20 protein-coding genes, 3 pseudogenes and 1 riboswitch are annotated in these 24,165 nt (G+C 44.7%); of the genes and pseudogenes, 11 read left to right on the forward strand and 12 right to left on the reverse strand.

Features of this window, described 5'->3' with window-relative positions; translation table 11 throughout:
- Positions 1–95 precede the first annotated feature (95 nt).
- The 4 genes and pseudogenes from QT987_RS02760 to QT987_RS02775 form a co-directional block, all read right to left on the reverse strand.
- Positions 96–2,354 carry a heavy metal translocating P-type ATPase gene (locus tag QT987_RS02760; protein ID WP_333151737.1) on the reverse strand — a complete coding sequence of 753 codons (2,259 nt, stop codon included), beginning with the start codon at positions 2,352–2,354 and terminating at the stop codon, positions 96–98.
- A 45-nt stretch (positions 2,355–2,399) separates the two neighbouring features.
- A complete protein-coding gene (locus QT987_RS02765; RefSeq protein WP_333151738.1) occupies positions 2,400–2,600 on the reverse strand; it encodes a heavy-metal-associated domain-containing protein in 201 nt (66 codons plus the stop codon).
- Positions 2,601–3,051: 451 nt separating this feature from the next.
- Positions 3,052–3,756: pseudogene (locus QT987_RS02770) on the reverse strand (transposase); the annotation flags it as partial.
- 9 nt (positions 3,757–3,765) lie between these two features.
- Complete coding sequence (locus QT987_RS02775; RefSeq protein ID WP_333151740.1) at positions 3,766–5,070, reverse strand: Nramp family divalent metal transporter; 1,305 nt, start codon at positions 5,068–5,070, stop codon at positions 3,766–3,768.
- Positions 5,071–5,238: 168 nt separating this feature from the next.
- Positions 5,239–5,381, forward strand: a riboswitch (cobalamin riboswitch).
- A gap of 18 nt (positions 5,382–5,399) precedes the next feature.
- On the opposite strand from QT987_RS02775, the gene QT987_RS02780 reads away from it, so the two are divergent.
- Both QT987_RS02780 and QT987_RS02785 read left to right on the forward strand, forming a co-directional pair.
- On the forward strand, positions 5,400–5,597 hold the full coding sequence (locus QT987_RS02780) for a CbtB-domain containing protein (protein ID WP_333151742.1): 198 nt from the start codon (positions 5,400–5,402) through the stop codon (positions 5,595–5,597).
- 145 nt (positions 5,598–5,742) lie between these two features.
- A complete protein-coding gene (locus tag QT987_RS02785) occupies positions 5,743–6,933 on the forward strand; it encodes a hypothetical protein (protein WP_333151745.1) in 1,191 nt (396 codons plus the stop codon).
- 69 nt (positions 6,934–7,002) lie between these two features.
- Here QT987_RS02785 and QT987_RS02790 read toward each other — a convergent pair whose 3' ends face one another.
- From QT987_RS02790 to QT987_RS02820, 7 genes and pseudogenes are all read right to left on the reverse strand, one after another.
- Positions 7,003–7,923 carry a vitamin K epoxide reductase family protein gene (locus tag QT987_RS02790; protein WP_333151747.1) on the reverse strand — a complete coding sequence of 307 codons (921 nt, stop codon included), beginning with the start codon at positions 7,921–7,923 and terminating at the stop codon, positions 7,003–7,005.
- 55 nt (positions 7,924–7,978) lie between these two features.
- Positions 7,979–8,626, reverse strand: coding sequence for a hypothetical protein (locus QT987_RS02795; protein ID WP_333151749.1), 648 nt, complete (start codon positions 8,624–8,626; stop codon positions 7,979–7,981).
- Positions 8,627–8,692: 66 nt separating this feature from the next.
- Entirely contained in the window at positions 8,693–10,675 is a 1,983-nt protein-coding gene (locus QT987_RS02800) for a heavy metal translocating P-type ATPase (protein WP_333151751.1), read from the reverse strand.
- A gap of 189 nt (positions 10,676–10,864) precedes the next feature.
- Positions 10,865–11,158 (reverse strand): annotated as a pseudogene (locus QT987_RS02805) (transposase); the annotation flags it as partial.
- Positions 11,159–11,349: 191 nt separating this feature from the next.
- The gene (locus QT987_RS02810) at positions 11,350–11,940 is read right to left on the reverse strand and encodes a cation transporter (RefSeq protein WP_333151753.1); all 591 of its coding nucleotides are present in this window, start codon (positions 11,938–11,940) and stop codon (positions 11,350–11,352) included.
- A gap of 44 nt (positions 11,941–11,984) precedes the next feature.
- Entirely contained in the window at positions 11,985–12,329 is a 345-nt protein-coding gene (locus tag QT987_RS02815) for a metalloregulator ArsR/SmtB family transcription factor (RefSeq protein WP_333151755.1), read from the reverse strand.
- Between the two features lie 265 nt (positions 12,330–12,594).
- Complete coding sequence (locus tag QT987_RS02820) at positions 12,595–12,726, reverse strand: hypothetical protein (RefSeq protein ID WP_333151757.1); 132 nt, start codon at positions 12,724–12,726, stop codon at positions 12,595–12,597.
- A 344-nt stretch (positions 12,727–13,070) separates the two neighbouring features.
- On the opposite strand from QT987_RS02820, the gene QT987_RS02825 reads away from it, so the two are divergent.
- From QT987_RS02825 to QT987_RS02860, 8 genes and pseudogenes are all read left to right on the forward strand, one after another.
- Positions 13,071–13,787: a DUF305 domain-containing protein gene (locus tag QT987_RS02825; protein WP_333176548.1), complete on the forward strand. Its 717-nt coding sequence runs from the start codon at positions 13,071–13,073 to the stop codon at positions 13,785–13,787.
- A gap of 73 nt (positions 13,788–13,860) precedes the next feature.
- Entirely contained in the window at positions 13,861–15,810 is a 1,950-nt protein-coding gene (locus QT987_RS02830) for an efflux RND transporter periplasmic adaptor subunit (RefSeq protein WP_333176551.1), read from the forward strand.
- A gap of 65 nt (positions 15,811–15,875) precedes the next feature.
- Complete coding sequence (locus QT987_RS02835) at positions 15,876–19,001, forward strand: efflux RND transporter permease subunit (protein WP_333176553.1); 3,126 nt, start codon at positions 15,876–15,878, stop codon at positions 18,999–19,001.
- Positions 19,002–19,056: 55 nt separating this feature from the next.
- Positions 19,057–19,533 carry a DUF2808 domain-containing protein gene (locus QT987_RS02840; RefSeq protein ID WP_333176556.1) on the forward strand — a complete coding sequence of 159 codons (477 nt, stop codon included), beginning with the start codon at positions 19,057–19,059 and terminating at the stop codon, positions 19,531–19,533.
- 101 nt (positions 19,534–19,634) lie between these two features.
- On the forward strand, positions 19,635–20,129 hold the full coding sequence (locus QT987_RS02845) for a hypothetical protein (protein ID WP_333176559.1): 495 nt from the start codon (positions 19,635–19,637) through the stop codon (positions 20,127–20,129).
- A gap of 50 nt (positions 20,130–20,179) precedes the next feature.
- A complete protein-coding gene (locus tag QT987_RS02850; protein ID WP_333176562.1) occupies positions 20,180–21,106 on the forward strand; it encodes a cation diffusion facilitator family transporter in 927 nt (308 codons plus the stop codon).
- Between the two features lie 246 nt (positions 21,107–21,352).
- Positions 21,353–21,817 carry a hypothetical protein gene (locus QT987_RS02855; protein ID WP_333176565.1) on the forward strand — a complete coding sequence of 155 codons (465 nt, stop codon included), beginning with the start codon at positions 21,353–21,355 and terminating at the stop codon, positions 21,815–21,817.
- Positions 21,818–22,003: pseudogene (locus QT987_RS02860) on the forward strand (efflux RND transporter permease subunit); the annotation flags it as partial.
- Here QT987_RS02860 and QT987_RS02865 read toward each other — a convergent pair.
- Positions 22,004–22,450 carry a heavy metal-responsive transcriptional regulator gene (locus QT987_RS02865; protein ID WP_333233850.1) on the reverse strand — a complete coding sequence of 149 codons (447 nt, stop codon included), beginning with the start codon at positions 22,448–22,450 and terminating at the stop codon, positions 22,004–22,006.
- 636 nt (positions 22,451–23,086) lie between these two features.
- On the opposite strand from QT987_RS02865, the gene QT987_RS02870 reads away from it, so the two are divergent.
- Positions 23,087–24,163, forward strand: coding sequence for a cysteine synthase family protein (locus QT987_RS02870; RefSeq protein ID WP_333142760.1), 1,077 nt, complete (start codon positions 23,087–23,089; stop codon positions 24,161–24,163).
- Positions 24,164–24,165 lie beyond the last annotated feature (2 nt).

Raw genomic sequence — 24,165 nt, forward strand, 5'->3', positions numbered from 1 at the left:
CGGAAATTACCCCAAGCAGAAATCCAAATCCTGCTAATGTTCCTAGAAATGTAAGTTGCTTGTTCATCATTATTCCCTCTTAAGCACGAATCAAATTAGCCAACATTTTTGGGTCGAAAGTTACGGAGACGCAACGCATTTGTTACTACAGAAACGGAACTAAATGCCATTGCTGCCCCGGCAATAATTGGATTGAGGAGCCATCCAAAAATCGGGAAAAGAATTCCGGCGGCGATCGGAATGCCTGCCACATTGTAGACAAAGGCAAAAAACAGATTTTGTTTGATGTTTTGGATCGTAGCGCGAGACAGTTGGATGGCAGTAACAATGCCTTGTAAGTCACCAGAAATTAGAGTGATATCGCTAGCTGCGATCGCGACATCTGTTCCTGTGCCAATTGCCATGCCTACGTCAGCTTGAGCAAGTGCAGGTGCATCATTGATTCCATCCCCCACCATTGCGACAATTTTTCCCTCTGCCTGAAGATTTTCGATTTGAGCGACTTTTTGATCGGGACGAACTTCTGCAATAACTCGTTTGATGCCGACTTCCTGCGCTATGACTTCTGCCGTGCGACGGTTATCACCTGTTAGCATTACCACTTCTAATCCCATCTTTTGTAAAGTGCGAATTGCGACAACAGAAGATGGTTTTACGGCATCGGCAATGCCCATAATTCCTTCTACTTTGCCATTTATGGCAATCCAGATAACCGTCTTACCGAGATATTCCAATCGATCCCACGGTGGCTGCAAACTACTGGTATCAATTCCCAATTCGTTCATCCAACGATGAGTTCCAATTTGCACCGATTGATTGGATACATACCCTTGCACACCACTGCCTGCGTGAGCCTCGAACTCCCGTGAATCCGTCAACTCCACTCCTTGAGATTGGGCATATTGCACCACCGCTTCTGCCAGAGGATGTTCTGAATTCCGTTCGACGGATGCAGCGAGGCGCAGAAGTTTTAGCTCGTTACCATTGGCGGTACCATTAACCGTTATAAAGTCCGTTACAGTGGGTTTACCTTGGGTAATCGTGCCTGTTTTGTCTAAAACAACAGTTTGCAGTTTGTGCGCCAGTTCTAAACTATCTGCACCTTTAATCAAAATTCCGTTTTCTGCCCCTTTACCTGTACCCACCATGATCGAGGTTGGCGTGGCTAAGCCAAGCGCACAGGGACAAGCAATAATCAGCACGCCCACGGTGGTAATCAATGCCATTGTGACGTTGCCCATGATGTTGTACCAAATGATGAAGGTAGCGATCGCAATGGCAATCACAACAGGGACAAACCATCCCGTAACGCGATCGGCTAATCGCTGAATCGGTGCCTTGGAGCCTTGCGCTTGCTGCACCAGTTTAACGATTTGCGCCAAAAACGTATCTTTACCCACTCGTGTGGCTCGGAATTTGAAGCTTCCAGTCTTGTTAATAGTCGCTCCAATCACTTCATCACCAGGCTGCTTTTTCACGGGTACACTTTCACCCGTCACCATTGCCTCATCAATCGTTGAGGAGCCATCAATAATCTCGCCATCCACGGGAATCTTTTCACCCGGACGAACTAGAATGACATCTTCCAACACTACCTCAGCGATGGGAATGTCCACTTCTCGTCCATTACGAATTACCCGCGCCGTTTTTGCCTGCAAACCCATAAGAGAACGAATTGCTTCTGAGGTTTGTCCCTTAGCGCGGTTTTCCAACAGTCGTCCTAGCAAGAGCAATGCAATAATTACAGATGCCGCTTCAAAGTACACATCTGGTTTAAGACCCTGACTGATAAACCACTGGGGAGAGAAGGTGGGAAATAGAGAATAGAGGTAAGCTGCCCCTGTCCCGATCGCTACTAGCGTATCCATTGTCGCGGTATGACGCTTCAAGGCTTTCCAGGCATTGATGTAGAAAGACCTACCCGCCCAAAACAATACTGGAGTAGTGAGTACAAGTTGTAGCCAGGGATGGTGCAGCCACATGGGAATCAAGGGAATAGGCAATCCCGTCATCGCAGGCAGCGAGCCAATCACGATAACGGCGCTGATAATACCGCTAACCCACACCTTGCGGGTCAAGTCCTGATTTTCACTTTGCCGCGCCTGCCGTTCTGCATCATCTTCTGGGGCAAGTACATCATCTTGCATCGGCAGAGCAGAATATCCAGCCGCATCCACGGCATCCTGAATCGCTGCTACATCAGTTTGGCTGGGATTATAGGTAACGCTGGCTTGTTCAGCTCCAAAATTAACATTGCACGTCTCAACTCCCGGAACTGAGCGGATTGCCTCTTCGATGTTACTTGCACAAGAGGCACAACTCATGCCTCGCAGTTTCATAGTGGCGTTTTCCATACAAAATCTCCTTATTTTCATCCTTAAAATGGGTCTGAGAAATCTTTAGTGACAGGTAACGGGATAACCTGCCACTGTAATTGCCTCTGTAATGGCGGCTTCAGATGCTTGAGTTTGGATATTGACCAGTTTGGTTTTGGGATCTGCCTGAACATTTGCGGCGGCATCTACTGTCTTGATGGCTTTGGTAATGGTTTCGCCACAAGCTGAACACGCCATGTTAGGGACTTTTAGCTGTAGTGTCATGGTTGTATTTTTCCTTTCCTTTGAGGGGTTAATCCTATCTTGCAGTATCCAGTCCACTGGAGTGTCAAGGGGGAATGAAAAGAAATTTTTGAGAACCTCTAAAAAGGAGAAATCAACACCCTGGACACCATGATCTGCTGTCTCTTGAATCCCTAGGGCGTGTTTTCAAAGTCGGTGTATCCTAGATTGGGGCGCCGATCGCACGCAGGGAGTCATGCTTCCCTTCAATCAAGGCCAAGTGTGGACCTGTCCCTTCTGCGCCAATACGGTTCAGTTAAGGGCTATGCAGTGCTTAAAACAATAAATACAGGAGGATTCATTATTATTCCAGTACCTCTGTGTTTAACTTGTTTAGAGCGAAATTTTGAGACAGGCTTTTTCACAACTCTTGGGTTGTTTCTATGAACCATTTCAGGTAGAAGTTGGTCAAGTATCTCTAAAGTTAACCAATTCAAAAGAAGAGAATTTCTTGTGGTTGTAACCGCTGGAATTTTGGCAGAGCACGACGAATCACTCGTAATGTTCCAGTAAAAGACAGACGCAATGGTGAAACACCGGCACTGCTTGCAGCTTGAAAAATTAATGACCGTACAGCTCTTCGGTCCTAGTAGTAAACCATAAATTTCTTGTACCACTTCTTTCGGTCTTTGAGAACGAATATGAGTTTTTCTTCCCAATAAATGTACTTTGACTTCATCAATAGTATTCTCGACTTCCCAACGTTGATGATATTCACAAGCAAGTGACTGGGCTGGAAATTTTTCAGCGTCCAACAAGCTCGTAATTAAACGATATCTAATTTGTGTGACTGGGTGTTCGGGAGCCTCAATTGTGTACTCAATTACTCTTACCTGTATGGGCTTAAATCTTTTTTTTCTTAGTTTGCCTGATGGATAAATCTTTCCTCAAATATGAACCATCATCTAATAGTGTTTGGTTTAAGAATTTAACGTTGGATGGAATTCGCACTCTTCTACTCACAACCTTTACTGACTGTAGCTTCTACCATCGCATAAGAATGTAAGCCTCTATCCCACATCAATAGCATTCCTGGCGTTACTGAGCGTAACAACTTTAACGCTCTTACTCTTTCTCCCATTTTATATGGACACATTAAGGCATCAAATATTAAATGTGTTCCTGCCTCTACCGCAATCGCAGATTACTAGAAAATAGTCTGCAATAACAGCCAACTATTTAATCCTACTATAATACTAGCCACTAACCAAGCTAAGGCTTTCAGCCAAAATGGATTCACAAACTCTCCCATTAAGTTGCGGTTTGAGGTAAACATTACCAAGGGAATTACTGCAAAGGGTAATTGCAAACTGAGAATCACTTGACTGAAAACCAGTAAATTAGTTGTACTGCCTTCACCAAACAAGATAATTACGATCAAAGCCGGCACAATTGCAATCAGTCGAGTCAGCAAGCGCCGCAACCAAGGTCGCAGCCGAAAATTTAGAAACCCTTCCATCACAATCTGTCCTGCTAAAGTTGCTGTCAAGGTTGAGTTCTGCCCCGAAGCCAATAAAGCAAAGGCAAAAATTGCACTAGCAGAACCCACACCCAGTACCGGAGAAAGCAGTTTGTAAGCATCTTGAATTTCTGCTACTTCTTGATACCCGGAAAAATGAAAGCTTGCAGCCGACAATATCAGAATTGCTGAATTAATAAACAAAGCTATTGACAGCGCTACGGTGGAATCAATTGTGCCAAATTTAATTGCTTCCCATTTTTTATCAGCAGTTTCTTCCCAAGAGCGAGTTTGCACGATCGACGAATGCAAGTAAAGATTGTGCGGCATCACAGTTGCCCCCAAAATACCCACCGCAATATAAAGCATTGCCTGATTTTGCAAAATCTCTAGGCTGGGAACATAACCGAGTAAAACTCCTCCGGCATCAGGTTTTGCAAAAATCATTTCTGCAATAAAACAACCGCCAATAATTGCAATAATCGTAATCACCAAAGCTTCGATATAACGAAAGCCTTTTCCTTGTAAAAATAATACCATTATTACATCTAGCGCAGTGATGCACACTCCCCAAACTAAGGGAATACCAAATAGCAATTGCAGTCCGATCGCACTTCCAACAAGTTCAGCTAAATCGCAAGCAGAAATAGCAATTTCACAAAGTATCCACAGCAAAAAACTGACTCGCGGACTGAAATAATCTCGACAAGCTTGTGCCAAATCTCGTCCCGTTGCCACTCCCAAACGCACGCAGAGTGATTGCAGCAAAATTGCCATCAAATTAGATAGCAAAATCACACTTAATAGCGCATAGCCAAACTTGGCTCCCCCCGCTAAGTCAGTCGCCCAGTTTCCGGGGTCCATGTAACCCACTGAAACCAAATATCCCGGCCCTGCGTAGGCCAGCATTTTACGCCAGAAACCTTTGCTGTTGGGAACGGGGACGCTGCGGTGGACTTCAGGAAGGCTGGGTCTGTTTTCGGGGTGAGTCATTGGTTTTATTGTTAAATAATTTTCATATTATTTTCATAATCTCACAAATTCTGTTAAATTTCATCAGTCGTATTGCTCAAAATCCGCCAAAGTTGCAAGAAATATGAAGTTGTGTATTTTTTATCTAACACTCCAGGTAATGTGAATGCAGCAACAGAATGTGTGATATGCTCTGAATATCAAATCGGTTCTGGTGAGGAACAGCCACCAGAGGTAACGGGGAAAGTTCGGTGTAAGTCCGGCACTGTCCCGCAACTGTGAAGGAGACAAGTTCTCCAAGTCAGGATGCCCGCCGATGCCCAAATTTACTTTATTCATCTGCGAGGTACATGATGACTACTCAATCTTCTTCTTCTTCGGTTTGGCAACAAACGGCACGGTTGACGCTTTCAACACCCGTGCAAGCGACGCTCTACATCTCCCTATGCGCTTTGACTGTCTGGACTGTTTACTTTACAACTTATCCCGCCGTCCATAACAAGGTACACTCTCTGCGCCACCACACTTTGATGGTTAGTTGTCACTAAACAAGATTGTTTTTATTTGAGATATTGCAGTGCGATTCGTTTAACCTGTTGGGGCGGGTAAACCTGCGAGCTTTCTCAGAGTGCAGACAGGTTAAATAAACCCGCCCCCACCCCGCGCGAGATTCCTTAAAAGTCCAGAATTAAAATGTCAAAATTAAAGTTTTCTGCGCTCATCAGTGCTGTCTGCATGATGAGTATCTTTTTCTATGGTTGGGTAGGGTTTTCGCAGTCTCCACAATCAACTGTGCGACTGACTTCTGAACCCCCAATCAGCCAGATTTTACCCTTTGAAGCCGAGGCAACTACACCTTTATCTCCAGTGTCGTTAAAGCTGCAAGCTTTAGATGCAGCGGGGATTCCTTTAGAGAATGCTCGAATTAGTTTGACAATTTTAACTCCGCCTAAAAATCATTGGTTTACCACCGATTTTCCGATCGTGGAGGGAACAAAGTTGCTGGATATAGAGGCTGTTGCAGCTAAAGGTGAGTTACAAATCCAGCAAATGCTGCCCATTAGGGGAAATTATCAATTGTTAGCAAAGGTGACTCCGATCGCAGAAAATGCTTTTACTCCTATTCAGCAAACTTTAACACTATCCGTGCCGGAAAACGGGGTGAAGTATCGCAATTTTGGGATTTTAGCTGTGATTTTGTTGGTTGTTGGGCTAGGTGGCGGCTTGGCGATTGGAGGAAAGCCCAAAATCCAAGCAGGAGAAATAGCGCCTGAAAGAGTGCGATTGCTGTTAAGTGGGGCGATAATAATTGCGATCGCTACCTTGTTATATGTTAATGTCAGTGCTGAAATTGCCCAGTCTGAGATGTCGATGCCAATGTCTCACATGACAGAATCTAAACCGACAGAAAAAACTAGCCCCATTGTGCAATCTCAGGGTTTACAGGTGCGACTTTCTGGAGATGTTAGTGCGACAGTAGGGAAAGCTGCTAATTTACAAGTTCAAGTCACCGATACCAAAACAAATCAGCCAGTCACAGATGTATTGTTCAATGTTAAAGTCACCCAACTCGAAAATGATTGGATTGCTTTTGCCTACAAAGGTGTCCCGGATGCAGCCGGAAAACTGATATGGCAAGAGCAGTTTTTTGATGGCGCACCTCACAAAGTAGAGGTAGAAGTTTCTCCCCAACCCAACGGGGCCCGTCAGTTTTCACCATTCCAGGTTTTACAAAGTATTGAAGTTGAGGGAGTCGCGCCTCCTCTTTCAGTGCGGTTGACTGTTTTAGCTTACTTTACAGGCATTGTAATCGCGGGGATGGCGATCGGATTTGGATTGCAGCGCCGTTTGCTTGGGCTGCGGGTGAGAGTAGGGCGCATTTAACCGGATTTCGGATAATTTAATTTAAGTGCGATCGACTATGATTAAGTCGATCGCCAGAAATCACTCTTGTCAACGTTCCTGATTTGAGAGCTCTTTAAATTCGCGAGTTCCCTGATAGCCAGATAAATCCGCTAACTCCTGCAAAGATTTTTGCCCTTGGTAAAACTTACCGTTAATTTCCCAAGTGGGAGTCCCTTGAATCTTCGCAGCTTCGCAAAGATCCCGCCGAGCATTTTTCCCTTGAGGATTGCACTCAATATAATTGATAATGCCCGCCGCTTCTTTGCCGAAACTTGCTTTCTGTGCTTGACAATGATCGCAGGTAAAAGAGCCGTACATTTTAGCACCCACTATTTTTAAATGCTGCGCTAAAGCAATTTCTGAAGTACCGGAAGATGTCGTAGTCTTGATGCTAGTCTCGTTAGCTGTACCGAGATTATTCACATCGGCATAAAGAGCCAGAGAGGAAATCAGCACTAACATAGACACCACAATTCCTATAAAAAATAGTTGCCCGATATCATCCCATTCGCGACCTATTAATGCTAAGACAAACAAGCTAGTTGCAAACAAAGCAGATGCAATACAGTAAATACAAGCTGCTTTAATATCAACAGCCAGTACATACATCAGATAGCCGCTGAAAATCGTCATAGCTGTGCTACCAGCAAACAGAAATAGTCCCGTCCAAGACTCTAACTTAGAGCGGAGACTCTTCTGTTCTGCGGGATTGACCAATAGGGGAGCTACGGCAAAAACTATCATGCTCAAATAGCCCAAAAAACCGAACAAAGAAAGAGGCAAACCAAAGACATAGGCATAAGGACTCGAAAGCACGATATCGCAGCCTTCGATCGGACAAACTGCCGTTCCGTTGGATAACTTAACCACTGTTAGATAAGCAGTGATCGCAGCCCCTATCGAGGCAATTCCTGCCGTGAGCGGACGAGAATAGCGGTGAATCCAAGGCATGGAACGTTGACGACGCATAATATTTTTTCCTGTGCTGGATATTTCCCAAGACTAAATTGTATTACCAACCATTTTACACTTTGATGAAATAAGCCACAATTCCTAGAAGGATTAATACTGCTCCGGTTAATCCTTGTTCGTGAGCCTCGAAAAAATGCAGCTTTTCTTCTAAAGCATTAACTCCTTTCATTCCCAAGTCTACTAGCAAAACCATTCCCAAAACTGTCACAACTAAGTAGACCACAGAAACTACAAGTATGCCGCTCAAACCAATCGTTCCTGCTGAAAAAAAATAGGCTTCTATTTCGATGCAAGGCGAGAAAAACATTCCTGTTCCTAAAACAGCTAGGATTTGAAATTGCGATCGCTTGGTAGTTAAATTAACTGTTTCCGCGTGATGGTGGTGGTGCCTGCGAGAACTATCTAACTCTGCCAAAAGATAGATAATTCCTAAAACTAATAAAACTAAAGGCGCAATTATTTCAGCGGCCTCTACATAGGTAGCAGCGAACTTGTAACCGAATAAGCCGACGACAATTCCAATTAGGATAATGCTGAGGGTATGAGCAACTCCTGTAATTACTGTAGCCCGCAAAGTTTCGCTGCGAGACCAATTTTCAGTTTTACCAATCGCAATTAAAGGCATCCAGTGGTTGGGAATTAATGCGTGAATAATACTAAGAGCTAGACTTCCCAACAGAATTTTGAGCATACTTTCCATTTGCTTTCCTCTACAAATTGCTACAAGGAGGAAGGAATTGCCCGCCCTCCTGGAGTTGTCAGCCGACTACTTTAAAACTCTAGTCGCATTGAAAATAGCTGCTAAAGCCACCCCAACATCAGCAAAAACTGCTTCCCACATTGTCGCTAAACCAAAAACACCCAAACCAATAAATATCGCTTTAATTGACAGGGCAAAAATGATATTTTGCCAAACAATATTGTGAGTTTTTCTGGCAATTTGGATGGCTTCAGCCACCTTGGAGGGTGCATCTGACATAATTACAACATCGGCAGTTTCGATCGCCGCATCCGAACCCAAACCTCCCATTGCTATGCCCACATCAGCTCTAGCAAGTACGGGTGCATCATTAATTCCATCCCCGACGAAGATAATTTTATCGCCTTTTTTAGATTGGGAGATCAGTTTTTCGATCGCCTCTACTTTTCCTTCAGGTAATAACTCAGCTAAGTAGGAATCTAAACCGAGCTTTTTCGCAACACTCTCAGCTACAGCTTGATTATCTCCTGTGAGCATCACGATTCGCTCAACACCCAGTTTCTTGAGGTCGCGAATAGCCTGTACAGCGTCTTCCTTAAGCTCGTCAGCAATCAAAATATACCCAGCGTAGCGGTTGTCTACCCCTAAATGTACGATCGTACCTTCAGCATTGCAGACATCGTGAGGGATATTTTCTCGGTGCAGCAAACGGTCATTTCCGGCAAGCACAATTTGATTATTTACTTTCGCCCGAATGCCGTGCCCCGCTATTTCTTCGTAATCTTTCACATCCGATGAATCTATTTTTCCGCCGTAAGCTTCCATAATAGATTTCGCGACTGGGTGATTGGATTGAGATTCTACTTTAGCCGCTATTGCCATCAACTCTGTTTGGGAAAAACCATTTTTAGGCACAATTTGTGCTACTTTAAAAACTCCTTTTGTCAAAGTTCCTGTTTTATCCAAAACAACTGTCTTGACTGCTGTCAGAGTATCTAGAAAAGTCGAGCCTTTAACCAAAATCCCGCGCTTGGCTGCACCGCCAATTCCCCCAAAGTATCCCAGAGGAATGCTAATCACCAATCCGCAAGGGCAGGAAATAACTAACAAGACTAGGGCGCGGTAAACCCACAAAAATCTGTCTGCATTAGTTGCTCCTGAAATGAACAAAGGCGGAATTAAAGCCACTGCTAGCGATGCAAAGACTACAAAGGGCGTGTAGTAACTGGCAAATTTGCTGATCATCTTCTCAGTCTCAGCTTTTTTGCTTCTGGCATTTTCTACTAATTCCAGAATTCGGGAGATTGAAGATTCACCGAAGAGTTTAGTAACTTTGACGGTGAGAACTCCTGTCTGGTTAATTGTTCCTGCTAAAACTGTTTCTCCAACTTTCACGGTTCGAGGTACTGATTCTCCAGTTAGTGCAGACGTGTCAAGCTGAGAATTGCCGTCTATAATTTCACCGTCTAAGGGAATTTTTTCTCCCGGTTTGACAAGGATGATATCGCCGATGACTACTGTTTCTGGTGCAACTTTTTTAATGTCGCCGTTGTCCTTGAGGTTGGCATAATCTGGGCGAATTTCTAAAAGCGATTTGATCGATTGACGCGATCGCCCTACAGCAAATTCTTGAAAAAGTTCTCCGATTTTGAAAAACAACATCACCCCGACTGCTTCAGGGAGTTTGTGAATGGCTACAGCGCCGAGTGTTGCTATAGTCATTAAGAAATTTTCATCAAAAAATCGACCTCGCAGAATGTTGCGACCCGCACTGGTTAAAACATTCCATCCGCTTAAAAGATAGGCTGGGATGAAAACCAGATATTCACCTATAGAATAGGGCGTGTTGTGCAGTTTTTCTTCAAAAATTAAACCGCCAACAAATAGGACAACAACCGATATCACAGGAATCAATTCTTGCTTCAGGTTAAAATCTCCGTTCCCGTGGTTGTGGCTGTGGTCATGGTTATGATTCTCATTACTGAGATCGGGGCGATCGTCGTGACTGCAACTACAGCAGCCGGAATCTGATGCTTTTGTCTTTTTCATGATGCCTCCTAGATGGAAAAACATAATTAACTTATGAACATATATTCATACTATATCTCCAAAGCTAACAATTTGGTAAATTATTGAGTTAAAAGTTTGGCTGCTAGTTAGCTCAAGTTTGCGGTCACAAGTTGCGATCGAGAGTAAGAATTATTATCGTTTTGCTCATGTTAAGTAAAAATTATTGACTCATATTATTTGCTTGCCTGTGTCACATCCCATTGCTTGGTTTACCATTGCTGCATTTTTGACGCTTTGACTATCCACGATGGCTTCAGACGGACTCACCGCTCGGTTGTGGCTAACTTTAACCCAGGCTCTAAGTCGGTCATGTAGCCTCAGCAAAGTTCCGTCTTTACGCCAGGTGCAGAAGTAGCGATAGACGCTCTGCCAAAGTGGGAAGTCTCCCGATAAGTCACGCCAAGTACAGCCTTGGGTTAACAGGTAAAAGATTGCATTCAGGACATTCCACACCTCAACCTTGGGTGACGATCCCTAGATGTTGGAGGTGAAATAAAAGGTTCAATCAACTCCCATTGTTCCAAAGTAAAGTTGCTGGAGTACATTTTACTCATAGCTATTTTTGGTACTGTTTCTATGTCTCGGCGATGAAAAAACTAAAACGAAGCGAGAAACGTTCAAATCGTTGCTGCAAAACCTGTTAAGCGGTATTACTACAGCCGTTGTTGCTTCATTCTGTCACGTTGTGTATCTCGAATAATACTGATTCCACCCCAAACGACTAGGCTTGCGATTCCCAATCCAACAATTAAATCAGGAAACCGAGAATTAAATAGAGTGACTAGGAAACCTGCGACGATCACACTAAAATTTGCAATTACATCATTCTGCGTAAATATCCAACTTGCCCGCATATGTACCTCACCCTTACGATGCTTTGAGAGAAGGTACAAACCATAACTGTTAGCAATCAGGGCCAAAAAAGCCATTGCCATCATCCAACCTGATTCCGGTGAACTTCCCCAAACAAACCGTCGAATCACATCGACGACAACCATCACGGCTAACGTGATCTGAAAAATACCACTTAGAGTCGCTGCACGATTCTTGTGATGCGCCGATTTGCCAACTGCATACAGCGACATCGTGTAAACTGAAGCATCTGCAAACATATCTAATGAGTCTGCAACTAAGGCAGTTGAATCCGCTAAAACTCCTGCCACAATTCCGACGACAAACATTGTGCCATTGATAAGTAACAGAATTCGCAACGTTTTACGCTCGGCTGCGTTCTTGGCTTCCATGTGACATCCACAGTCTGACATCGTGCCTCCTGTTTAGCTTGTTGTTATTCGTTCTCTGAGCAGTTGTAGCGGGTACATTCATAAACTCCTTTTGCTACATCAGCCAGTAACTCTTCAACCATTTCCAAAATCTCAGCAACTCGTGCATCGGCGAGTTGATAACTGGTGTACCGTCCTTGCTGCAGGGTGTTTACCAGACCGCAATCACGGAGACAGCCCAAGTGGTTTGAGGTGTTAGATTGCGATAGCCCGGTTGCTTCAACAATTTCACTCACGGTCATTGGACGCGATCGCAGCACGTCCAAAATCGCCAATCGTGATGGATCGGAAAACCCACGAAAGAGTTTTGCTTTCAAGCGAGTGGACTGGGATTGAGCAGAGACAATCATATGCTTAGCTTCAATACAAAGCTCTTTTATATCATCATATCAGCAACTAATGATATGTCAACACCTGAAAGCTTATTTATACCCTTACGTGAGCAGCGTCGCAGTTCCCACATCCGCTATTGCCCAAGCCGGAGCATCGTTAATCCCATCTCCCAGCATCGCTACAATTTTCCCTGGTGCTTGCAGTGTTTAGATTTGAGCTGCTTTTGGGTCTAGTCCAACTTCAGCAAAAACGCGCTGGATACCAGCAGAAGGGGCCATCGACTCAACTCATGCCTTGGAGTTTGACTGTGAGGTGATCCATATATGCACTCTGAAATTGGGAATGGGTAATATTCTGACTTCTGTCTTCAAGCGCCTGGATAGCCAACAGATGCGATCGCTTTCCTAACTTCATTTTCCGGTTTCACAGTTTGAATTGTCACCAACTTCGTCTTGAGATCGGCTTAAACAACGGCGGCTGAGTCAACTGCTTGGACTTCTCTAGTCCACTGGAGTGTCAAGGGGGATTGCGAAATTAATCAGGAATTATGGAAAAAGTGGTTTGACACCCTACCCATAGGGGTAAGGCGCGCACTGTGCACCCTACATAATTAGGTTGTGAGTCCTGTAAATCTTAAATTTGAGTTCGATCGACAGCACAGCAATAATTTTTTACAATTCCCAGTCGAAAATTTCATCCTAATTTCATTTATATGTGGAAAGCTGAAGATAAATAGTCGTTTTAAGCATATAAAATGTATGAAACCAATTTCATTAAAAACCGGCTTTGCAGGGCTGACATTGATCGCCACAGCCGCCCTAACCAGCGGAGTGCTCGCAGCTTGTTCAAAAGCTCCTACAAGCCAAACTCAAGCCCCAAACGTTACGGCTGCAACCGAAGTGAACAACAAGCCAGACGCGGCACAAGGTGGCATGGGTGGCATGAATCATGGCATGGATCACAATATGTCAATGGATTTAGGCCCGGCTGATGCCGAGTACGATTTGCGATTTATTGATGGCATGACACTGCACCATCAAGGTGCAGTAAACATGGCAAAAGAGGTACTAAATAAATCCAAACGCCCGGAAATGAAAAAAATAGCAAATGAGATGATTGCCGCTCAGAACCGCGAAATCAATCAAATGAAAGAGTGGCGAAAAGCTTGGTATGCCAAAGCCAGCAGTACGCCAATGGCTTATCACGCTCCAATGAGTCACACGATGGCAATGACTCCCGAACAAATGCAAAGCATGATGATGAGCATGGATTTAGGGGCCGCTGACGACCAATTTGACTTGCGATTTATCAATGCGATGATTCCCCACCACGAAGGAGCTTTAGTGATGGCCCAAGATGCTTTGAAGAAGTCGAAGCGGCCGGAAATAAACAAATTGTCCCAAGAGATTGTGACTTCGCAAAAGCAAGAAATCGAGCAAATGAAAGAGTGGCGGCAAGCTTGGTACAAACAGTAACACCATATTTCACCCGGATTTCATTTTTATCTGCAAAACTGATCTTTGAGTTCAGATTCTCCCCTACTCAATCATGCAATACTACCCCCGTGTCCGCTCCTCAGCACCGATTGTTCACTTTTCGGGAATACTCCTGACTCTTTTGTTATTCATCGAGTCCACCCCCGCTTTTGCCCACGCTGGCCACGGAGATGAATTTAAGCATAGCGACGAAGCAACTGAAACTCCTACTGCTATTTCTGTCGATGCTGAAACAGCAAAACGATTAGGTATTAAAGTCTCCCCTGCCGCTCGCCAGCGACTAGATATTGGCATCAAAACCACAGGACAAATTGAAACTTTACCCAACGAAAAAGTAGAAGTGACGGCTCCTGTTGCTGGGAAAGTAGTAGAGTTGCTAGTTAAGCCTGGGGACAAAGTATCAAAAGGTCAACCGGTTGCGGTTTTATCGAGTTCAGAATTAGGACAATTGCGGGTTGAATCTCTCTCGAAACGTGCTGAAGCTGAGGCAGATTTGCAGCAAGCACAAGGAGATCTAAAACTAGCACGAGAAAATTACGATCGCCAACTTCAAATATCCGCAGCAGAAATCGCCCAAGCCAAAACCCAATTGACGGCGGTAACTAAGCAGTACCAGCAAGAACAAGAATTAGTAAACAAGCGTTCAGTTGTGCAAGCCGCTAAAGAAAACTATCAGCGCCAAGTTGAAATAGCGCAAGCCGAAATAGCGCGGGCAGAAACTGAACTGACTGTGGCAAAAGAACAGTTCGAGCGCGACAAAGAATTAGTGGCATCAGGAGCGATCGCGCGGCGCACAATGCTGGAATCGCAAGCGCACTTCGCCGAAGCACAAGCCACTGTTGCTAAGGCAAAAAGCCGTCCTGAAGTTATCCAAGCCCAAACCGAAATTAAACAAGCCGAAGTAGACCTCCCAATGCGGGAATTGCGGGAATCTCAAGGCATGGTTGCAGAAGCAAAAGCTCAACTTACCAGAGCTCAGAGCCGCCGGGAAGTCCTAGAAGCCGAGAACCAACTCAAACGCGGCAAAACTGCCGTCCAAGTTGCTCAGTCGCGCATTCGTTTGGCTGACGCACCCTATCAAGCGCGGCTCCAACAATTAGGAACGGTTGCCAACGATCGAGGACTCGTTACCGTAGTTGCTCCGATTTCGGGGACGGTAGCCGATCGCGAAATCACTCCAGGAGAGTCAGTAAACGCTGAAAAACCGTTGATGAGTCTCTTAAATGACAGCCGCGTTTTTGCCACCGCCAATATCTACGAAAAAGACCTAAATAAAGTAAAACAGGGTCAGGTAGTCAGGGTAAAAGTCGCTAATTTACCTGATCGCATTTTCAATGGAAAAATCGCCTTCATTGGGTCATCCGTCGAAGGAGAAACGCGGGTTGTGCCGGTGAAAGCAGAAATAGATAATATTAACGGCGAATTAAAGCCAGGACTGTTTGCTGAGTTGGAGATTTTAACCGACAAAACTGCCACAAATATTTTAGCAATTCCGAGTGCAGCAATAGTGGAGGTTAGCGGGAAAAAAACCGTTTACGTCCAAAATGGCAATGCTTATCAAGCTGTTGAAATTGAACCCGGTCAAACTGCTGGAGATTTAGTTGAAGTTAAAACCGGTTTATTCGAGGGAGATTTGATAGTAACGCAGCGAGCACCTCAACTTTACGCCCAATCTTTACGGGGCGGCAGCGATAAACACTCAGAAGACGAGGAAAAGAAAGAGGCAACTCCAAAGGCAACAGAGGTTAATTTTAATAATTTACCCGTGTCTTTATGGTGGGCGGGAATAGGGGGAGGAATTGCGATCGCATCCCTAACTTTCACAGCAGGCGTGTTGTTGGGAAATCGGCGCAAATTGCCAGCATTAGCAGCGGATTCAGGAAACCATGCCGCAAATAATGGTTTTTCCGCCTCTGCATCGGCGTTAGACACTGAACTGGTGTTACACAATGACAACCATCACGTTAAAACTCAAGAGGAAGAAGTCAAGAGTTTGAAGTAAACAATTGCGTGGATATAGCAATTTAATGGCCAGAAGTATGTATCTATTAACTCAAAGCTAATAAAATGTTCAGCACTATTCTTAGATGGGTAATAAACCGCCGGTGGCTAGTCGTTGTCGCCACCATTATTGTTAGTCTTTGGACATTTTCTATCATCCCCCAAATGTCGCTCGATGTCTTCCCGCCTTTCGCACCGCCACAGGTAGAAATTCAGACGGAAGCACCGGGGCTCGCGCCGGAAGAAATCGAGTCTTTGGTAACACTGCCGATCGAAAGTGCGATTAACGGAACTCCTGGGGTAACAGCAGTGCGATCGGCTTCTGCTGTGGGCCTTTCTGCAGTTAAGGTAATTTTTGATTGGCAAACTGACATTTATCAAGCGCGCCAGTTGATAACAGAAAGGTTGCAGCTAGCGCAAAGCAAACTCCCGGCTGGGGTAGAAACACCGCAAATATCTCCGACAACTTCACCTGTCGGTCTGGTGATTACCTATGCTTTTACCTCGGAAACTACTCCTTTGATGGAAGTGCGCCGTCTGGTTGACTGGCAAGTCACAAACCGCCTTTTAGGCGTGACTGGCGTTGCCCAAGTCGTGGCTTATGGCGGCGATCAGAAGCAATATCAAGTATTAGTAGAACCTGCCAAGTTAAAAGCTTTTAATGTGTCGTTGCAGCAAGTTGCCGAAGCGACAGCGGCTGCGAATGTTAACGCGCCAGGGGGGTATTTAATTACGCCGGATCGAGAAACTTTAATCCGGGGGGTGGGGCGGATTGAGTCTGTGGAAGATTTGCAGCAATCTGCGATCGCATCTCGGCAAGGAACAGTCGTCAGAATTGGTGATGTCGCTGATGTCAAGGTTGGTGCTGCTATCAAGCGGGGCGACGGCAGCTTTAACGGCAAAAAAGCTGTGATTGTGATGGTAAACAGACAGCCCGTTGCTGATACTCCAGCGGTAACGAAAGCGGTTGAGGCAGCAATGGCTGAGGTACAGGAAGCTCTACCAAAAGATATTAAAGTTACTGTGACTTTCCGACAGGAAGAATATATTAATTCTTCGGTGGAGAATGTGCGATCGGCTTTAGTTGAAGGCAGCATCATCGTCACCCTTATTCTTATCCCGTTTTTGATGAATTGGCGCACTCTGGCGGTGGTTTTGCTGGATTTCTTTCTGACTTGGCTGTTGGCGCTGCTGGCGATGTATTGGCTGGGGCTGGGATTAAATACGATGACTTTGGGGGGTTTGTCGGTGGCGATCGGCACTGCGATCGACGATGCGATCGTCTATGCGGAAAATACCTACCGCAATTTGAGAGAAAATAAGGCTTCTCTTCATCCTCGCCCGGTAATGGATGTGATTTTTGATGGCAGTCAGGAGGTGCGCGATTCGTTAATTGGAGCGACTGTTATTGGGATTGTGGTGTTTTCGCCAATTTTTACTTTACCCGGTATAGAAGGTCGAGTTTTTACGCCTATGGGGATTACTTATCTGATAGTTGTGGTGATTTCTAGTCTGGAATCGCTGTTAATATCTCCGGCCCTCTGCGCTATCTTGTTGCCTACTAAACGCATGAGATCCGAGGAACCTTGGCTGCCGAGATTTTGCAAGCGCACCTATCTTTTTTTTGTAGAATTGTCAATGCGCTATTCGTGGATTATTTTAGCTTTTGCTGCTGCTAGCATGGTGGCTGCATTAATTATTTTGCCTTCGTTTGGACGGGTGTTTTTGCCTGAGTTTCAGGAGCAAACTTTGGTGAATACTATTCAGCTTTATCCGGGGGTGTCTTTGGAGACAACAGATAGCGCAGCTTTTGCTATTGAAGATGCACTTAAGAATGATAGCAGGTTTGAATACGTGCAAGTGCGATCGGGCAGAGCTCCGGGAGATGCGGATGCTGCGGGAGTCAATTTAGCTCACATTGATATCGGTTTGAGCGAGGAGGGCATGAAAAATAGACCGAAAACTTTGGAGGCGCTGCGGCAGGAATTTGCTAAATTGCCGGGAGTTGCACCAAATATCGGCGGTTTTATTTCTCACCGGATGGATGAGGTTTTATCTGGTGTCAGAAGTCAGATTGCTGTCAAAATCTTTGGCCCGGATTTGGATCAGCTTCGCAGCCTCGGGGCAAAAGTTGAAGAGCAAATGAAAACAGTTGAGGGAATTGTGGATTTGCAACTCGAACCGCAGGTGCCCGTGCAACAAATTCAAATTAAGTTTAACCGCCAAGCAGCGGGTAGATACGGTTTGAAAATCGGAGAGCTTTCTGAAATAATTGAGACAGCTTTAAACGGCAAAGTTGTTTCTCAAGTTTTAGAAGTTCAGCAAACTTTTGATTTAGTTGTTTGGTTGCAGCCTGAAGCCCGAAATAACTTAGAAACTATTCAGAATTTGTTGGTTGATACTCCAAGCGGTAATAAAATTCCCCTCGCCCAAGTTGCTACTGTCAAATACGGTACTGGCCCCAATACGATTAACCGCGAGAATGTTTCTCGCTTGATTGTGGCGGCCGCTAATGCTAAAGGTAGGGATTTGCGATCGGTTGTGAATGAAATTCAAGCTAAAGTCAAACAAGAGGTGGAGTTGCCTTTTGGCTATTTTATCCAGTACGGCGGTCAATTTGAAGCCGAGCAAAGAGCTTCGCAAAATATTATGATATTTAGTGCGATCTCTTTTCTTGTAATTACAGTATTGATGTACTTGTCCGTCAAGTCAATTCCTTCAACTGCGATGATTATGATTAATTTACCCCTCGGATTAGTGGGAGGAGTAATCGCGGTAGCTTTAACTGGTGGCATCATCTCTGTAGCTTCCCTGGTTGGCTTTGTTACATTATTTGGCGTTGCCACCCGCAACGGCTTGCTTTTAGTAGACAACTACAACACTAAATTTGCCGAGGGAATGCCTTTTAAGGAAGCAATTATTAAAGGATCGATGGAACGGCTCAATGCTATTTTGATGACCGCTTCAACTTCAGCTTTAGGTTTAGCACCTTTAGCATTAGAAGGCGGCGCGGGAAAAGAAATCCTGCAACCGTTGTCAGTAGTAGTTTTAGGCGGATTGTTTACTTCTACAGCATTAACGCTTCTGGTGTTACCCGCGTTGTACGCCAAGTTTGGTAGATTCTTAGTGCCTAAACAAACACCGCCAGTTTCTGACAACGGAAAGGTAGTTCAAGCTGTTTTTGAAAAGTGATTTTCGCGGTATATTGCTCCGATTTTCTTATTCGTTTAGGTTCCAAAAAAATAATGTGAAGAAAATACTAATTAATGCGGTTGCATTGACTCTGGTTAGTACAGTTTTAATGGCTCCTAGCTATGCAAGTTTCGAGACAGATGAGAGTAGGCTTTCCAATGTAGACGGAGACGTGTACTCTTCCCCTACTCGCTGGCGGCTTGTCAAACAAACTTTCGTATTACACTTTCCTGAAAACAGCAACCCTGTTACCCAGATAATTATTGCCATTCCACCCACTGTCGGTGTGAGTAATGATATTGAGGTGCTGGAACACAAGGGTGGGAAAATTAGCATCAATGTTTCTGTCAATGGCAGAAACATTATATTAGACTTCGTGGAACCCGTCGCTCCTGGCAGCAGGATTGATATTAATTTCAACAAAGTTAAACAACCCATTCTCGATTCTACTTCTGTGTACCGATTTTCAGCTAAAGTCATTGGTAGTGATACAGAGATTCCCATAGGTGTAGCTGAGTTTCGCACAGATTAATTAATCTAAAGATTGCCATTAATTCTTAGGGGAGTATGCAAGATAAAGATGATGTAAAATTTGTTAGAATTACTAATCATTGAATGCAACGAGTAAAGCACATGAATTTATTCAAATCAGGCTTGATTGTTCTAGGAAGTGTGGGTCTGTTTTTCTTGGGAGCTTGTGGGAACAGCAACCAAGCCGCCAATTCCGATGCTAGTTCTACTGGTGCACAGCCTGCCGAGTCCGCGTCGTCCGATGGAGCAGCAAAAAAAGAACCCTCTACCCATGCCGGCGCGTCTCACAAAGGCGCTCAAGTTGTCGAGTCAGATCCCTATCACTTAGAGTTTGTCTCTGAGAAAGAAGATAATGGAACTCGTTTAGATTTCCATCTTCTAAAAGAAGACAATAACGAAGAAATCTCTAATGCTAAAGTAACGGCTCAAATTCAGCTACCTGATGGTAGTCAAAAGACACTTCCCATGACCTATGGAGCTCAAGAAAAAAGCTACACGGCTTTGCTTCCTGGAAAGGCAGCGGGTCAGTATCAGGTGAAAATTACTTCGGATATTGGCGGGAAAAAAGTAGACGGTCGCTTTAGTTTTAATCAGTAAATTTTCCCTGTTGGGTAGGGCAAGAGAAACAAGCTTCAAGGGTAGCGATCGTGTCTCACAATCACAGTCACGGAGGACACGGACACGACCACGGAGGTGGTAATTACAACCGTGCCTTTGCCATCAGCATCGCACTCAACACGGGGTTTGTCATCATTGAGCCAGTTTATGGCATTCTTGCCAATTCCCTTGCCCTACTTGCCGATGCAGGTCACAATTTGAGTGATGTTTTAGGTCTGCTACTGGCTTGGGGAGCAACCATCCTGGCCCGTCGGCGACCTACAGCACGCCGCACCTATGGGCTGCGTCGTTCTTCCATTTTGGCGGCTCTGTTGAACGCTATTTTTCTGCTGGTAGCTTCAGGGGCGATCGCTTGGGAAGCTATTCAACGCTTTTCAGAACCCAGCTCAGTATCAGGCGGTACAATTATTGGCGTTGCAGCCGTAGGCAGCGCTATTAATACGGGAAGTGCCTTAATGTTTATGGCCGATCGTCATAATGACTTGAACATCAGAGGCGCGTTCCTCCACCTGATTGCTGATGCAGCAGTATCTTTGGGTGCGGTGCTGGCTGGCATCGCTATTGTGGCAACTGGCTGGCTTTGGTTTGACCCTATTATGAGCTTGATTATTGTTGTTGTTATTGTGTTAGGGACTTGGCAATTGTTCCAAGAATCCCTCAACTTAATAACAGATGCCGTACCAGCAAGCATTGAACCCCTTGCAGTCCGCACTTATTTAGCTGGACTCCCTGGCGTAACTGGTGTTCACGACCTTCATATTTGGGCAATGAGTACAACTGAGACAGCCCTCACAGCTCACTTGGTAATGCCTACAGCTTATACTGGTGATGCTTTTTTAGTGCAGATAAATCGAGAGCTGCACGACCTTTTTGGTATTGAGCATACTACGCTCCAAGTAGAAACAGGCGATCCGAGTTATCCTTGCCCTCTCGCTCAAGAAAATGTTGTGTTGTGAGTATAAAAAATATCTTGATACACACTATTCTTGATCCTATCCCATCGCACCCTCGGCAGTAGCAACTTACCACCACAGGAATGAATATTTTCTTTTGAAAATCTGATTTCTGGATAAATGTGCTTGAACGGTCAAAAATTTCATCCTGATTTCATCTCAATATGTCAATTTAGATAATAACAGAGTCGTTTACTAAGGATTCTGAGGCTTGATTAACGAGATCGGTTGTCATACAGGAGTAAAATAATGAAAAGGCTAATCTGTTCGGCTGTAGCTTTAGCTCTCACAGTTCCGATTGCTGCTGACTATGCCGGTGCCAGCATAGGATCTAGTCCTCATATTGATGGAGCTGTACAATTTCCTCAAACTCGGTCGAGGATTGTTCGGCATACGATTAGGTTGCACATTCCTCAAGGCCGTAGCCCTCTTTCTCATCTGATTATTGATGTTCCAAAGGGGTTAATAGTCAGCAACAATATCACTTTAACAGACGATGTGAAAGGAAAAATTAATGCTGATTTTTCTATTTTAGACAACCAAATTGTAGTGAAAATCTCTCAACCAGTTGCGTCAGAAGCGAAGCTTAAACTTGTTTTAAACGATGTAAGAATAAGAGGTGTTTCTAACGTTTGGCTATACCGAATTTCTACTAAATTTGTTGGCGTTAATAGAGAAATTCCTATTGGTGTAGCTCAATTTCGTGTCTATTGAGGCGCGGGAAAGGAAATTTTGCAACCTTTGTCAGTAGTAGTTTTAGGAGGATTGTTTACTTCTACTGCCTTGACTCTGTTAGTTTTGCCAGCTTTGTATGCTAAATTTGGGAAAATTTTACGACCTCAACAACCTCAGCCAGTTATTGAAGACGGGAAGGTAGTTAAAGCTGAAATAGCGAACTGATCAACCCTCCTTCATTCCCTCAATCAAAGTGCAAAGTTCCTCGCTATCGGGATTGTCTGAAGCTCGATTTGTCCAAAGTTTTTTATAAGCTTCCAACTCAGCTTTGAACGCACTCATGCGCTGAATTTCCTCCTCAAAGAAATCTATTTTGCGACTTAATAAGTCTTGCACTAGCGGACAAGCTGTTATTCCTTGACGGCGAGAGGCCAAAATTTGCTGAATTTCTTGAAGAGAAAAGTTGAGTCTTTGAGCTTTCTTGATAAATTGCACTTGTCTGGCAGCATCGGCTGTGTAGTAACGATAACCGCTACTGTTGCGTAAGGCAGGTTCCAGTAACCCTAGGCTTTCATAGTATCGCAGGGTGCCTACAGTAACACCAGTTTGCTTTGCTAGTTTTCCTATTTTTAGTAGGTGCTGTTCTAGGCATTCTGTTTCAAATTTTGTCATAGCAGTTCTAGGTAAATTGGAACCCTATCATTATAGCGATAGCCAGTTTCACTTTTTTGTGCTGTTTATACTTACCCAATTTGGGCGGATAAAATATTTTATTTTGTCCATAATTCTAGTGACTCAAAAAGCAGCAGTAACTCTGTTTTGAGTTACTGCTGCTGTCGGATATTCTCTTGCTTATCCCTGAAATATAAAAACCACTTATACCTGCGCTCTTTCCTATAATTTTTTAAATCAATGAACCTGACTTATTTCACCCCAATTTCATTCTGGCGTTGCAAGCTTGTAATTAGGCAAAGATGCCCTCTGGCTAATTGATGAGCATAATCTCGCGCTCAAATGCTGAAATTTCTCGCAGGCAAGGAAGATAGATGACCATGACTAACTACCGTGTATTTTGAAGGATCTAATTTTCCACCTATAGCGCTTTTGTCTCTACTCAGAAGCTATACATGGGAATTTAGAAATTAGATGCGTTTACCCTGATTGTGGCGTTGCAAGCTTGTAATTAGGCAAAGAGGGCTTCTGGCTTATTGATAAGCATGATCTCGCGCTCGGATACTAAAGTTTTCCGCAGGCAAGCAAGATAGATGACCAGGACTAACTACCGTGTATTTTGAAGGATCTAAATCAATGATTCAACTTCTACAAACAGCGCTGAAATCATCCCTAGCTGGCGATATCACCCAGGCAATTGGAAAGGTTCCCATTGTTCGTCTCAATCGCGTGAGCGAACTCTGTCAGCATCACGAATTTTATCTCAAATTAGAATCCTGTAATCCCGGTGGCAGCATTAAAGAGAAAAATGCTGTATGTCTGGTTCAACACGCAGAACGTACCAGGTTACTCGCCCCCGGCGGCACAATTGTTGAATCTAGTTCGGGTAATTTCGGCATTGGTTTAGCAATGATTGGTGCAGCGCGAGGCTATCGCGTGATGATTGTCATCGATGGTAAAACACCGCCCCCGATTCGGCGAATGCTGGCTGCCTATGGAGCAGAATTGGTAGATGTCCCCCTGAGTGCGGCAGATGCCAATGGATCGATGCAAGTTGCGAGGATGAAAAAAGCCAAAGAACTCGCCGAAACCATTCCTGGTGCCTGGTATCCTTGCCAGCACCGCAATCCCGAAAACCCAACTGCCCACGAGCAATTTACTGCTCGCGAAATCGAACAGGCTTTTCCCGTAGCACCAGATGTTATCGTTATTGGCGTTAGTACGGCGGGACAATTGGCGGGAATTAGCCGATATTTTAAACAGCGTCATCCCCAAACTCGAATTGTCGGCGTAGATGTGGCAGGTTCGGCTATTTTTGGCACGCCGTCTCACCCCTATAAAATGACAGGATTGGGGTTATCTTTTGTACCGCCCAATTTTGATCCAATGGCACTGGATGCAGCGTATTCTGTGAACGATCGCATTGCCTTTTCTGTTTGTCATGCCCTGGCACGTCGAGAAGGCTTGTTGTTAGGAGCATCCACAGGCGCTATCGTTGCCGCTGCCCTAGCTTACAGCCAGCAGCATCGCCATTCTCAACGCATGGTACTGTTGAACCCGGATCGGGGCGATCGCTATCTCGAAACAGTCTACAATCCAGAATGGCTGTCCGAGCAAGGGATTGAAATCTTGGAACAAAAAGCCCTCACCGCTACAATTAACGCCCTTCAAAGCGTCCCTCTTACCCTCGTGCGACAGCAACAACCTGTATAAAC

The sequence above is a fragment of the Microcoleus sp. SVA1B4 genome (genome assembly GCF_036700545.1).
Classification (GTDB): Bacteria; Cyanobacteriota; Cyanobacteriia; order Cyanobacteriales; family Microcoleaceae; genus Microcoleus.